This window comes from Paracoccus solventivorans (genome assembly GCF_900142875.1).
Taxonomy (GTDB): domain Bacteria; phylum Pseudomonadota; class Alphaproteobacteria; order Rhodobacterales; family Rhodobacteraceae; genus Paracoccus; species Paracoccus solventivorans.
The window spans coordinates 59,966-73,113 of sequence record NZ_FRCK01000012.1; the positions used below are offsets into that span (position 1 = coordinate 59,966).

The 13,148-nt window shown below is 70.3% G+C and carries 12 protein-coding genes; 4 read left to right on the forward strand and 8 right to left on the reverse strand.

Annotated features, from left to right (window positions below):
- Positions 1-27: 27 nt before the first annotated feature.
- From BUB57_RS14680 to BUB57_RS14690, 3 genes are read right to left on the reverse strand one after another with little or no spacing between them, the layout of a single operon-like run.
- Positions 28-1,398, reverse strand: coding sequence for an oligosaccharide flippase family protein (locus BUB57_RS14680; protein WP_143159747.1), 1,371 nt, complete (start codon positions 1,396-1,398; stop codon positions 28-30).
- Positions 1,395-1,652: a hypothetical protein gene (locus BUB57_RS14685; RefSeq protein WP_073068362.1), complete on the reverse strand. Its 258-nt coding sequence runs from the start codon at positions 1,650-1,652 to the stop codon at positions 1,395-1,397. The genes BUB57_RS14680 and BUB57_RS14685 overlap by 4 nt, the downstream gene beginning before the upstream one ends.
- The gene (locus BUB57_RS14690; protein WP_073068364.1) at positions 1,649-3,262 is read right to left on the reverse strand and encodes a GMC family oxidoreductase; all 1,614 of its coding nucleotides are present in this window, start codon (positions 3,260-3,262) and stop codon (positions 1,649-1,651) included. The genes BUB57_RS14685 and BUB57_RS14690 overlap by 4 nt, the downstream gene beginning before the upstream one ends.
- Positions 3,263-3,725: 463 nt before the next feature.
- Between BUB57_RS14690 and BUB57_RS14695 the strand changes: the two genes are divergently transcribed.
- On the forward strand, positions 3,726-4,394 hold the full coding sequence (locus BUB57_RS14695; protein ID WP_073068366.1) for a sugar transferase: 669 nt from the start codon (positions 3,726-3,728) through the stop codon (positions 4,392-4,394).
- A gap of 58 nt (positions 4,395-4,452) precedes the next feature.
- On the opposite strand, the gene BUB57_RS14700 is transcribed toward BUB57_RS14695, so the two are convergent.
- Positions 4,453-5,670, reverse strand: coding sequence for a GumC domain-containing protein (locus BUB57_RS14700; protein WP_073068368.1), 1,218 nt, complete (start codon positions 5,668-5,670; stop codon positions 4,453-4,455).
- A gap of 5 nt (positions 5,671-5,675) precedes the next feature.
- Positions 5,676-6,491, reverse strand: coding sequence for a CpsD/CapB family tyrosine-protein kinase (locus BUB57_RS14705; protein ID WP_143159748.1), 816 nt, complete (start codon positions 6,489-6,491; stop codon positions 5,676-5,678).
- Positions 6,492-6,577: 86 nt separating this feature from the next.
- Between BUB57_RS14705 and BUB57_RS14710 the strand changes: the two genes are divergently transcribed.
- The 3 genes from BUB57_RS14710 (at position 6,578) to BUB57_RS14720 (ending at position 8,987) form a co-directional block, all read left to right on the forward strand.
- Complete coding sequence (locus BUB57_RS14710; RefSeq protein WP_073068372.1) at positions 6,578-7,570, forward strand: glycosyltransferase family 2 protein; 993 nt, start codon at positions 6,578-6,580, stop codon at positions 7,568-7,570.
- 123 nt (positions 7,571-7,693) lie between these two features.
- Positions 7,694-8,161 (forward strand): MarR family winged helix-turn-helix transcriptional regulator, encoded by a 468-nt coding sequence (locus BUB57_RS14715; RefSeq protein WP_073068375.1) that lies wholly within the window; start codon positions 7,694-7,696, stop codon positions 8,159-8,161.
- A gap of 184 nt (positions 8,162-8,345) precedes the next feature.
- Complete coding sequence (locus BUB57_RS14720; protein WP_159435579.1) at positions 8,346-8,987, forward strand: outer membrane protein; 642 nt, start codon at positions 8,346-8,348, stop codon at positions 8,985-8,987.
- A gap of 213 nt (positions 8,988-9,200) precedes the next feature.
- Here the strand turns inward: BUB57_RS14720 and glcF are convergent, their stop codons facing one another.
- From glcF to BUB57_RS14735, 3 genes are read right to left on the reverse strand one after another with little or no spacing between them, the layout of a single operon-like run.
- Complete coding sequence (gene glcF, locus BUB57_RS14725; protein WP_073068379.1) at positions 9,201-10,493, reverse strand: glycolate oxidase subunit GlcF; 1,293 nt, start codon at positions 10,491-10,493, stop codon at positions 9,201-9,203.
- Between the two features lies 1 nt (position 10,494).
- Positions 10,495-11,598 carry an FAD-binding protein gene (locus BUB57_RS14730; protein WP_073068381.1) on the reverse strand — a complete coding sequence of 368 codons (1,104 nt, stop codon included), beginning with the start codon at positions 11,596-11,598 and terminating at the stop codon, positions 10,495-10,497.
- Positions 11,595-13,037: an FAD-linked oxidase C-terminal domain-containing protein gene (locus BUB57_RS14735; protein WP_200796464.1), complete on the reverse strand. Its 1,443-nt coding sequence runs from the start codon at positions 13,035-13,037 to the stop codon at positions 11,595-11,597. Before BUB57_RS14735 ends, BUB57_RS14730 begins: the two co-directional genes overlap by 4 nt.
- Between the last annotated feature and the right edge of the window lie 111 nt (positions 13,038-13,148).

Here is a 13,148-nt window from a genome sequence, read left to right on the forward strand (position 1 = left end):
AAGGGCAACACACCCCCGCCCGGCCCGTCAGAACCACAGCACCAGCAGCGCCACCAGCGCCCCCGCGGACAGGAACACCGCGTCATGCAGCGGGTCCCACACCTGGTGGCGCCGCGCGATCCACACCACCGCCGGATAGGCCAGCATCGCCCCCAGCGCCTGCCCGACCAGCGCCCCCGGCAGCCCGGCGAAATGCACCCCCACCCAGTAGAGCGACAGAAACAGCGTCGCCCGCACCGCGGTCACCACCAGAAACCGCTTGCTGTCGGCGTTCGCCAGCGCCGCCTGGTCGTAGCTGAGCATCACGATCTGCGGGATGGTGGCGCAGGCGATCATCGGCAGCATCATCCCGGCGGATTCGTAGCGCGGGTCGTAAAGCAGCGCCACGATCCACGGCCCCAGCGCCGCCATCGTCACCAGCACCGCCAGGAAACCGCCGGTCAGCCCCCAATGGATGCGCCGCAGCCGGTAGGTCAGCATCGGCGAGGGACCCTGATGATATTCGCGATAGACCGGGATCATCAGCCGCCAGATCACCGCGATCGCCAGCTGCAGCGGAAAGCTGGCCAGGAAATAGGCGATGTTGTAGATGCCCAGCTCGTCCAGCGTCAGGTATTTGCCCAGGATCGCACGGTCGCCCTGGCCGATGCCAAAGCCGACGATGGTGCTGGGAAAGATCCATTTGCCGAACCCGACCAGCTCGGCCACCGCGCTGCGGTCCCAGCGGAAGCGGTTGCGCTCTCCCGGCAGCAGCCGCTCGGCCAGCAGCCACTTGATCGCCGCCCCGATCACCATCCCGATCACCAGCGCCCAGGCCGAGCGCATCACCGCCGCCAGCGTCACCGTCAGCACGATGGACAGGGCCGAGGACGCCAGCTCGATCCGCGTCAGCATCCCCAGCTGCAGGTGGCGGTTGGCCTCTTCCAGGCGGGTGGTCAGCAGGCCGTTGATGACCGAGACGAACCCGGCGACCGGCAGGTACCATGCCAACTCGGGCGTGTCGTAGAACCGCGCTACCGGCACCGCCAGCACGACGCAGCCCAGCCACAGTATCACCCCGCGCACCGCCTGCATGGTAAAGGCGGTGTTCAGGAAATCGCGGTCGTCGCCGCGGCGGCTTTGCATGATCGCCGGGCCGACGCCGACATCCGAGAAATTGTTCAGCCCCTGGATCACCACCATGATCAGCGCCATCACCCCGAAGATCTCGGGGAACAGCAGCCGGGTCAGGATCAGGTTCGACGCCAGCCGCAGCCCCTGCGAGCTGCCGAAGCCGACGACCGTCCACAGCGAGCCGCGCAGCGCCCGCTGCTCGAGCCCGTCGCCTTGAAGCAGCCGCGCCAGCCGGCGCTGCGGGCGAGAGCCGGGGTCCCGGTTCGAGGCCGCGTCCCGCATCATCGCCCGCCCCCGTCCAGCCGGCGCAGGGCCGGCAGGCTGCGCCGGCCCAGGGGCGCGGGACGCCGGACTGCAAGGATCATGCCGTGCGGCGCCAGCCCGGCGCTGGAGTCCGCCCTACCGTGGCGCCCCATCCGCATCGCGCGGATCGGCAGCTCGGCCACACGGCAGCCCGCGGACACTGCCGCCACCGGGAAAAGCCCGGTCTCGGGCTCTTGGCCGGGGGTTCTGCTCGGGTCCGGCATGGTGATGGTCATGACACCCCCTTGCGGCTGGCGGAACGGCTGGCCGCGATGATGCCGGCCACGCGCAGGGCGTTGGCGGCGATGGTCAGGCTTGGGTTCACCCCGGTCGAGGTCGGCATGAACGAGGCATCGGCCACGTAAAGATTGTCCAGCTCATGCGCGCGGCAGTCGCGGTCCAGCACCCCGCGCGCCGGGTCGTCGGAAAACCGCAGCGTGCCGCAGGCATGGGCCAGGTTCGGCTCGGGCCGGTGGTTCAGGAACAGGATCCGCCCGCGCCCGAAGCGGCGCACCAGCTGCCGGCGCAGGCGGTGGCGGCGGGCCAGCAGCTCGGCCGGGAAATCATAGGTGAACAGCAGGTCGTCGGGGTTGTCGGGGTCGTAGAGGACGCGGTTCTCGTCGCTGGGCAGGTCCTCGATCATCGCGGCATACAGATCGGCGCTGCCCAGCAGCCGCGCGGCCATCGCCGCCGGCAGATGCAGCGCCAGCCGCAGCCCCGGCAGCCGGTGGAGCGCCGAGCTTTCCAGCCGCGCCCGCAGCGCCGCCAGGATCAGCCCGTATTCCGCCCGCACCCCCAGCGCCTGCACCAGCCCCAGCCGCTCGGGCGCCGCCGGTTCCAGGCCGGGAACCCCGGCGCCGTCGTAGAAGTCGCGCAGCGAAAAGGTCTTGCGCGGGCCCTGCCGCGACAGGCCGCGGGGCGCCCACAGCGCGAACATCTCGTCCAGGTGGAACATCAGCCCGCGCCCGACCAGCCCGCTGCCATTGGCGCAGCCCTGCGGCCAGTCCTCGCTGGCCGAGGCCAGCAGCAGCCGCGGCGAGGACATCGCCCCGGCCGCCAGCACCACCACCGGCGCGCGCACGATGCGCAGGCGGCCTTCGACCTCGACCTCGACCCCCTCGACCCGGCGGCCGCGGCCCAGCAGGCGGCGCACCACCGCGCGGTCCCACAGCTGGGCCCGGCCGGTGGCCAGCGCCGGTTCCACCCCCGCAGAGCGGCCGTCCATCTTGCAGGACAGCGGGCAGCGATGGCCGATGCATTCCAGGCAGCCCGGCAGGTAGCGGATGCCCAGCGGCGTGCGATAGGGGTGCAGCCCGCGGCGGCGCAGCTGCGCCACCTGCGCCTCATGCGCGGGGGACAGCGGCGGCGGGGTCAGCAGCGGCACGGCAGGCGGATCGCCCAGCGGGTCAGAGGTGCCGCTCAGATACAGCAGCTGCTGGGCGCGGTCGAACCACGGCGCGAACTCGTCATGCCCGACCGGCCAGCCGCCGGTGGGGTGGGCCATGGCGCCCACGGTTTCCAGGTCGCGGCGGGCGGGGCGTTCCAGCGCCGCCCCGTAAAACGCCGAAGTGCCCCCCGGCCCCACCCCCTGGTTGGCCACCGGCAGGCTGGGCACGCCGCCGATTATCGCCCGTGTGGGGGCGGGCCAGCAGCCCAGCAACTCGCGCGCGCTGGCATTGCCAGGCTCGGCGGCCATGGCGTTGACCGCCCGCCGCGGCGGGGTCGGGCCGCGTTCCAGAAACAGCACCGACAGCCCGGCCTCGGCCAGGGCGCGGCCGGCCAGCCCGCCGCCCATGCCCGCCCCGATCACCACCACATCGGGCGAGAACTGCGCCGCGGCGGTCATGGGTCGGCCCCCGGGTTCAGCGGCGCCGCCGTTGCGCGGGGAAAAGCCGCCCCGCTCAGGCCGTCGATGTCAGGTCTGGAGTTCATGCGACGATCAACACAGCCCTGCTGCACAGAGGCGGGCAAAATGCCCGTCGACGGCGGAGACTAGACCGGAGGTCCAGACCGCTCAACACATCATTTACACAACCATGGGGAGATTCGACCAGCTCGCACCCCCGAGCGAATCGTGGTGGCAAACTCATTAACCTTGTGTTAATGATCGTTAACGGCGGCCAGTCAACTACCTTTATGTATAAATTGCAACGCGAGCGATAACTTGCCAATCTGCAAGCGCGTTCCGGTAGATCTGCGGGTCTGCCGGGCGCAATAGGTTGAAAGTTCATGTATAGGGCTCGGCAATAACCCGCCGTGTGAGCCGTGTAACGTATTGGAGAGTCGCCTATGTTTTGGGGGCAAGTGGTATGAGTATCGAACGGATCAACGATTTTGCAGCAGATCCGAAGCTCCAGCGGGTCAAGGCGCCGATCTATCGTCATGGTGGAAAGCGCGCGCTGGATATTGCACTCGTTCTGGCAGCATTGCCGATCGTGTTTTTCACCGTAGGGTTGATCGCGCTGGTGATGCTGATCATCGAGCGCGCCAATCCCTTCTATTCCCAGCTGCGCGTCGGAAAGGGCGGCTCGGCCTTCCGCATCTGGAAATTGCGCACCATGGTGCCGAATGCCGATGAAATGCTGGAAAGCTATCTGGCGGCCAACCCGGCGGCGCGGCTGGAATGGGACCGCAGCCAGAAGCTGACTGACGACCCGCGCATCACGCTGATGGGGCGGTTCCTGCGCCAGACCTCGCTGGACGAGCTGCCGCAGCTGTGGAACGTGCTGGCCGGGGACATGAGCCTGGTCGGACCGCGGCCGATGATGCTGGACCAGCAGAAGCTGTACCCCTCGAACGCCTATTACCGGCTGCGGCCGGGGCTGACCGGGCCCTGGCAGGTCAGCGCGCGGCATCTTTCGGCCTTTGCCGACCGGGCGCGGTTCGACGATGCCTATGACGCCAGCCTGACGCTGAGCGGCGATGTCGCGCTGCTGTTCAAGACCGTGCGGGTGGTCCTGCGCGGGACCGGCTGCTAGCCGCCTCTCCCTCGCGGCGGCCATCTTTGGTCCTGCGCCGATCCCGGACCCGCGAGCCTCAGCGCCGCGGGTTTTTCTGTTTCGTGTCGGGCAGGTCGATCACCGGGCGCAGGCCGGTGATCCGCTCCATCTGCGCGGCGGTGCGGATCACCGGGCGGCGCATCTCCATCAGCAGGGTCAGGGCAAGGGCCGCCAGCACCGACAGCATCCCGCCGCCCAGCGCGATCTTCTTGCGCTGCGACGACATCGGGTAATCCGGCGGCACCGCCTTTTCCAGCAGGGTGAACGAATCCGACACCATCGAGCTGTCGCGGCGCTGCTGGCTTTCCGCCGCCACCCGGCGATTCGCCACCCCCACCAGCTGCTCGCGCAGCGTGTCGCGTTCGCGGTCCAGCGCCGCCAGCTCGGCCTCGGCGGTGACGCTTTGCCGGGCGGTGTCCTCGATTTCCGCGACCCGCGCCTGCAGGGCCTCGCGCTGGGTCTCGAGCACCGAGATCTGCCGCTGCAGCTCTTCCGCCGCCTGCCGTTCCAGCGCCGAGCCGCGGTCGTCCGTCGCGGCCTGCTTGCGGCGCAGCCCCACCAGTTCGGCGTCGATCTCGCGGATCGAGACGCCCAGCTGCAACAGCTCTTCGGTGCGGTTGTGCAGCCCGGTGGGCAGCACGTCGAAATTGCGCCGGCGATAGTCCGAGATCCGCGCGTCCACGTCGGCGATCTGCTGCTCCAGCCGGGTTTCCTCGTGGATGTAGAAGGCGGCGGTTTCCTGCACCCGCTGCTCGACGATCTCGGCGTTCAGCGCCACCAGCTGCGCGGCCAGGTCATTGGCCAGCGTCGCCGCCAACTCGGCCGAATCGGCCTGCGCGGTCACCTGCAACAGCCCCATCGCCGGCTCGACCCCGTAGACGGGCGCGCGCTGGCTGACCGGCACGATCCGCAGCGTCTGCCGCAGCAGCGCCACCTTTTCGCTGTCGGTGGCCGGCAGGTCGGAAAACAGCCCGTAATCGTCCAGGATCTGCAGCAGGTGGTCGCGCCGCATCAGCCGCGCCTCGATCTGCTCGAGCCAGGCCGAGCTGGCCAGGCTGGTGCGCGCATCGCCCTCGGGGTTCACCGACTGCAGATTGTCGATCTGGATCAGCGCCGAGCTTTCAAAGCTGCGCGGCTGCATCAGCGCCACCTGCAACGAGATCGCCGAGCCGGCGACCAGCACCCCGCCGGCCAGCCAGCGGTGCCGCCACAGCGCCGAAACAGCCTCGGCCGGGGTCTGCACGATATGCAGCATGGCGATCAGTCCCGTCTGTGGCGGCGCCACCAGCGCCGCGTGGTGTCCTCGGCCCGGTTGAGCACCAGCCCCACCAGCCGCGTCTTTCCCTCGAGCGCGCGTTCGCATTGCTGCAGGTCGCGCCGGGTGGTCGTGGTTCCGTCGGCGACCAGCAGGATGCCGTCCATCGCCGGCAGGATCGACAGCGCCGCATCGCCCTCGATCAGCGGCGGCAGGTCGATCAGCATGATGTCGGGCTGCAGCATCCGTTCCAGGTCGTCCAGCGCCTCGCGCGCGCTGTGTTCGCCCAGGATGCTGGCCGGGGCCGCCACGCGCTGTTCGTTCAGGACCAGCGCCAGGTTGCCCGCCACCCGAAGCGGCTGCACCATCGGCGCCACCTCGCCCAGCAGCACCGGCGGCAGCGGCCCCGGCGCCTTGATCCCGAAGCGGGCGGAAAGGTCGGGGCGGGCAAGGTCCAGATCGGCCAGCACCACCCGCGCGCTTTTGCGCCGCGCGATGGCCACCGCCAGATTGGCCGCGACATGGGTCACCCCGGCGCCGCGATGCGCGCTGGTCACGGCGATGCGGGTCAGCCCGTGGTTGTGCGCGGCCTGCAACAGCTCGGTGCGCAACAGGTCGAAGGCCTCGGCCGGATCGCCGCCGGTGCCGCTGTCGGAATACAGCTGCTGTTCGCGCAGGACCGCCCGGTCCACCTGCACCGACGGCAGGCGCGACCAGTTCCGCTCGACCTCGGTCTCGGTCAGGTTGCGGCTGCCCGCGACCTGCACCATTGCCACCGGCAGATTGGAGTCCTCGTTCTTATGAGTCGGCCTTGCCCGCATCCGGCGCCCCTGCACTCGCTTCGACTTCACCTCATAAGCAGAGATGGCTAGGATCGAAAGCGCGAACAGGCCATGACCGGGGCAATATGACCGATCTCACGCAAGTTTTGCCCGGTCCCGGGGCGGCGCAGGTGGGCGCCGTGGTCATCGGCCGCAACGAGGGGCCGCGGCTGGCCGCCTGCCTTGCGTCGCTGCGGGCCGAGGCGGTGGCGCCGCTGGTCTATGTCGATTCCGGCTCGACCGACGACAGCCTGGGGATCGCCCGCCGCGCCGGGGCCGAGGTGGTGGTGCTGGACCCCACGGTCCCCTTTACCGCGGCGCGGGCGCGCAACGCCGGCTTCGCGCAGCTGACCGCCGGGCCCGACGCACCGCCGCTGGTGATGTTCATCGACGGCGATTGCGAGCTGGTGCCGGGGTTCCTGGCGCAGGCCACCGGCTTTCTGGACGCTCACCCAGAGGTGGTGGCGGTGGCCGGGCGGCGGCGCGAGCGTTTCCCCGACGCCTCGGTCTACAACCGCCAGTGCGAAGACGAATGGAACACGCCGCCCGGCCCCGGCACGCCCTTCGGCGGCGACGTGCTGATGCGCAGCGCCGCGCTGGCGGCCGCCGGCGGCTATCGCGACAGCCTGATCGCGGGCGAGGAGCCGGAACTCGCCCTGCGGCTGCGGCGGGCGGGCGGCGAGATCTGGCGCCTCGACAGCGACATGACCCGCCACGACGCGGCGATGCATCGGTTCGGGCAATGGTGGGCGCGCTCGGTCCGCGCCGGCCACGCCTTTGCCGAAGGCGCCGCCCTGCACGGCCACGGCCCCGAGCGCCATTATATGCGCGAGACCCGTCGCGCGCTGCTGTGGGGGGTGGGGCTGCCGCTGGCGATCCTGCTGCTGGCCCTGCTGGACGGGGATTTCCTGATCCTCGCACTGATCTATCCGCTGCAATTCCTGCGGCTGGCGCGGCGCATGGGGCCGCGCGCGGCCGGGTTTTCCCTGCTGGGCAAGTTCGCCGAGGCGACGGGCGCCCTGCGCTACTGGCTGAACCGGCTGCGGGCGCGGCAAAGCCGGATCATCGAATATAAATAGCCCCCGCGCCCGCCGCCCAAGCCCGCGACCTTGCGCCGCTTGACGGGGCCGGACCGCTTCCGGCACACCGGCAGACATCGTTGCGTTTGAAATCAGGCCGGTTTGTCACTTGCGGGGCATTGCATGAAACTGGAAGCGTTCTTTCCCTATCGGATCGCGGTCACCGCCGAGGCATTCTCGCGCCAGCTGGTGGCGGTCTACGGCCGCACCCACGGGCTGACGCGCGAGGAATGGCGGCTGCTGTTCCTGCTCGAGGATGCCGGCAAGCTCGATTCCCTGCAGCTGGCGCAGCGCACCTCTCTGGACAAGGTGCAGGTCAGCCGCGCCGCCACGCGGCTCGAGGCCAAGGGGCTGATCACCCGCGCGGTGCTGGGGTCGGACCGGCGGCTGCGCGACTATCGCATCACCCCGGCCGGAGAGGCGCTGTTCGCCCGCGTCTTCGCCGAGGTCGAGGCCCGCGCCAAGGAAATCCTGGACGCCATGCCCCCGCACGACCGCGAGGCCCTGACCCGCGGCATCGCCGCCCTCGACCGCGCCATCGCCGCCGTCACCGACCCCGAAACCGGCCACGGCACCAGCGCGGCGGACTGACCGGCGGTCCGCCCCAAAGCCCTGAAATCCCTGCGGCCCGGCTGTGCAACCGGGCGGGTTGCCTCGCCCACTCGATGCAAAAATGCAACAGTCCCAATCGAGTTTCGGCGCGATCGATTGAAGCGGAACCAGGGGCTCCCCAGCTAGGTTGCACAGCCGTGATCTGAACAGAAAGGACATGTTCATGCGGAAATATGCTGCACTCGCATCCTCGCTGGCCGCCCTGGCGGCCGCGCCTGCGCTTGCCGGCGGCTATGTCGCCCCTGTCGCCGATGTCGAGCCCGTGGTCGCCGTAACCCCCGCCCCCATCGTCGGCACCTGGGCCGGCGGCTACCTGGGCGCCAACGTGAACTATGGCAAGGCGGAGTTTGATCCCTCCGAGGGTGCCCCCGAGCCGGACGGCGCCAACTTTGCCCTGCGCGGCGGTTACGACTGGCAGCGCGGCAACGGCGTTTTCGGTCTGGGTGCCGAATACAACCTCGCCAAATACGAGGATGAGGTCACTATTGCTGGTGAGCCGCCGGTTACCGCAGACGTCCAGTTGAAGAACGTCGGTACCGTGTTCCTGCGCGCCGGTTATGCGTTCAGTGATCAACTGATGGCCTACGGCCTGCTGGGGTATACCCACGCCAAGCTTGAGGCTCCCGGTCTCTCCGAGAACGTTGATGGCGGAACTGTGGGTCTCGGCGCGGAATATCGCTTCAACCCGAACTGGTCTGGCTACGCCGAATACGCCTACACCGACCTCGGCAGCGTGGGCGATGAGGAACTCAGCTCGGATCTCGACCTGAATCAGGTCAAGCTGGGTGTGAACTTCCGGTTCTGATCCCGGCCGATCCGTTCCTCCCCACGGATCACCAAAGGCGCCCCCTCGGGGCGCCTTTTTTCATGCTCGCCGCCAAGACTGCAGACGCCGTGCCGCTTGCGCCGCTGCATGGGTATTTAAGCCAGCAAGAAGCTTGCTGGCCGCAGAGGGCGTGGGGGTTTCTTTCTGGTTTAAATACCCATTGCGGCGGCCACGCCGCGCTGCGGTGGCGGGTCAGGGCGCGGCCAGCGACGGCGGGCGGGGGCCGCCGGTTGCCCAGTCCAGCAACTCGACGGTGTGGACCACAGGCACCCCGGTGCCCGAGCCGATCTGCATCATGCAGCCGAGGTTTCCGGCGCAGATCACCTGCGGGGCGGTGGCCTCGAGCGTCGCAACCTTGCGCGATTTCAGCTGCCCGGCGATCGCGGGTTGCAGCAGGTTGTAGGTCCCGGCCGAGCCGCAGCACAGATGCGGGTCGCGCGGCTCGACCACCTCGAACCCGGCAGCGCGCAGCAGGTCCTTGGGCGCGGCGCGGATCTGCTGGCCGTGCTGCAGCGAGCAGGCGGCGTGATAGGCGACGCGCAGCGGCTGCGCATGGGCGGCGTCGGAGAGGCCCAGATCCGTCATCACCTCGGTGACGTCGCGGGCCAGCGCCGCCACCTGCGCCGCATCCGCCGCCAGCGGCTCCCCGGCGAACATATGCCCGTAATCCTTGACCGTGGTGCCACAGCCCGAGGTGTTGATGACCACCGCGTCCAGCCCCTCGCCGCCGATCTCGGCCGCAAGCGCGCGGATATTGGCGGCCGCCAGCGCGTGCCCGTCGTCGCTGCGTCCCATGTGCAGGCTCAGCGCCCCGCAGCAGCCCAGGCCCCGCGGGATCACCACCTCGCAACCGTGGCGGGTCAGCAGGCGGATGGTGGCATCGTTGATGTCGGTGTTCAGCGCCCGCTGCGCGCAGCCGATCAGCAGCGCCACCCGCTTGCGCCGCGGCCCTTGCGCCGCAAACACCTGCGGGCGGTCGTTGGCGCTGGGGCGCGGCAGGTGCGGCGGCGCCATCTCCAGCATCGCGCGCAGCCGCGGGTCGGGCAGCGCGCGGCGGAACGGGCGGGCGATGCGCGCGCCAAGCAGCGCCGCGCGGAAGCGGCGCGGATAGGGCAGCAGCCGCGCCAGCAGCCAGCGCAGCAGCCGGTCGTCCCAGCGCCGGCGATGGTTACGTTCGATATGATCCCGCGCGTGATCAAGCAGATGCGCGTAATGCACGCCCGAGGGGCAGGTGGTCATGCAGGACAGGCAGCCCAGGCAGCGGTCGATATGCTGCACGGTCTGCGCGTCAGGGGCACGGCCGCTTTCCAGCATCTCCTTGATCAGGTAGATGCGGCCGCGGGGGCTGTCCAGCTCGTCCCCCAGCACCATGTAGGTCGGGCAGGTGGCGGTGCAGAAGCCGCAATGCACGCAGGAGCGCAGGATCTCGTTCGACCGCGCGGTGGCCGGGTCGGCAAGCTGGGTTTCGGTGAAACTGGTCTGCATCTCAGCCCTCCATCAGCCCCGGATTCAGGATCCCCGCCGGGTCGAAGGTCCGCCGCAGCGCCGCCGAGATCGCGGCCACCCCCGGCGGTTCGGCCGGAAACAGCGGCGGCGCGTCGCCCGAGGGGCGCAGCAGCATCGCCAGCCCCGCCCCCGCCGCCTGCCGGACCTGCGCAGGCTCGCCCGGGCCGCGATACCAGATCAACCCGCCGCCCCAGTCCAGCGAGGCGTTGCCGCCCAGCCGCGCCAGCGCCGCCGCCGTGGCGGGAGCGTCGGTCGGCTTGACCAGGATCCGCCACAGCGCGCCCTCGCCCGCGAAATGCGCCACGTCGCGCAACCCCTGCCACAGCGCGCGGCTGGCGGCGGCGTCCAGCACCTCGGGCGTGTGGTCGCGCAGCAGCGCCGTCAGCCGCGCGCGCCGATAGGCGACCTGCGCCGCCAGCCCCTCGATCCGCAGCCAGGCGGTGCCGGCGTGGAAGGCGGCGCCGGACACCTCGAACGGCGTCGCCAGCGCCGCGGAGAACAGCGCCACCGCCTGCGCGGCATCCAGCCCGGGAAAGGCCAGCGTTTCCTGCGCCTCGGGCAGCGGCAGGGTCTTCAGCGCCACCTCGGTCAGCACCGCCAGCGTGCCGAAGGACCCGGCGACCAGCCGCCCCAGATCCATACCGGTGACGTTCTTCATCACCCGCCCGCCGTTGCGGATCACCCGCCCGCGGCCGTCGACGAAGCGCACCCCCAGCAGATGGTCGCGGCACGCCCCCGCCAGCACCCGCCGCGGACCCGAAACATTGGCCGCCACCACGCCGCCGACGGTGGGTGCGCCGGTGGTGCCAAGGATGGCCCGGTGGTCCATCGGCTCGAAGGCCAGCGCCTGCCCCTGACTGGCCAGCAGCGCCTCGATCTCGGCCACGGGGGTGCCGGCGCGGGCGATCAGGGTCAGTTCGCCCGGCTCATAGGTAACGACGCCGGACAGGGCGCGGGTGGACAGCGCGGCGGCCTGCGGCAGGCGCAGCCGGGTGCCGCCGCCTGCCAGCCACAGCGGCGCGGCGCGGCCGTGGTGGTCGGCGACCAGCGCGGCCAGCTCGGCCTCGGACGCAGGGGCCATCATCGCGCCGTCCCTTCGCGCCACGGCTGGCTTGCGTCCAGCGGGAACACCTTGGCGGGGTTCAGCAGCCAGCGCGGGTCCAGCGCCGACTTGACCTCCATCTGGATCGCCATGTCGTCGGGCCCGTATTGCGCCGACATCAGGTCGCGCTTTTCGATGCCGACGCCGTGTTCGCCGGTCAGGCAGCCGCCGACCTCGACGCACAGCCGCAGGATGTCGCGGCCAAAGGCCTCGGCCCGCTCCAGATCGCCGGGTTTGTTGGCGTCGAACAGGATCAGCGGGTGCATGTTGCCGTCGCCCGCGTGGAAGACATTGGCGACCTCGAGCCCGTGTTCGCGCGACAGCTCGCCGATGCGGCGCAGCGTGAAGGGCAGTTTCGACACCGGCACCGTGCCGTCCAGGCACAGGTAATCGCCCAGCCGCCCCATGGCGCCGAATGCCGATTTGCGCCCCTTCCAGATCGCCAGCGATTCGTCGTCGTTGCGGCTGCTGCGGAACTCGACCGGATGCAGCGCGGCGGCGATGGCGCGGATACGTTCGGTCTGCTCGGCGATCTCGGCCTCGGAGCCCTCGACCTCGACGATCAGCACCGCGGCGCAGTCGGGATAGCCGGCGCGGGCAAACCCCTCGACCGCGCGCAGGCACACGTCGTCCATGTATTCGATCGCCACCGGCAGCAGGCCGGAGCGGATGATCCGCGCCACGCATTCGCCGGCAACCTCGGCGGAATCGAAACCGATCAGCATCGGGCGCGCGCCCTCGGGGCGGGGCAGGATGCGCAGCGTCGCCTCGGTCACGATGCCCAGCTGGCCTTCGGAGCCGCAGATCAGCCCCAGCAGGTCCAGCCCCGCTGCGCCCGGCAGCGGGCCGCCGATCTCGACGATCTCGCCCGAGGCCAGCACCATCCGCACCCCCAGCAGGTTGTTGGTGGTGACCCCGTATTTGAGGCAATGCGCCCCGCCCGAGTTCATCGCGATATTGCCCGCGATGGTGCAGGCCAGCTGCGACGAGGGGTCGGGCGCGTAAAAGAACCCCAAGGGCGCCAGCTCGCCGCTGACCGACAGGTTGGTCACCCCGGTCTGCACCCGGACAAAGCGGTTGCTTGTGTCGATTTCCAGCACCTCGCGCAGGCGCAGCGTCGCGATCACCACGCTGTCGGCGGTGGGCAGCGCGCCCCCGGCCAGCGAGGTCCCCGCCCCCCGCGGCACCACCGGCACGCCCATGTCGTGGCAGATGCGCATGGCGGCGGCGACTTCTTCCGTGGTGCGGGGCAGCACCACCGCCAGCGGCGGGCAGCGATAGGCGGTCAGCGCGTCGCATTCATAGGCGCGGGTCTCGGCCGGGTCCGAGATCACCGCATCCGCCGGCAGCACCGCCTGCAGCGCCGCCACGATCTGCGGCTTCTGCGCGATGATCCCCGCATCGGGGACCGGCATCTGGATGGTGGACATGGACCCCTCCTCCCCCTCGCGGACCACTGGCAAGTGGTGGCATCCACCCCGCCCCGGCGCAAGCCCCACGGGTGGCCGGCGAGCGGGCAACCGGCGGCAAGG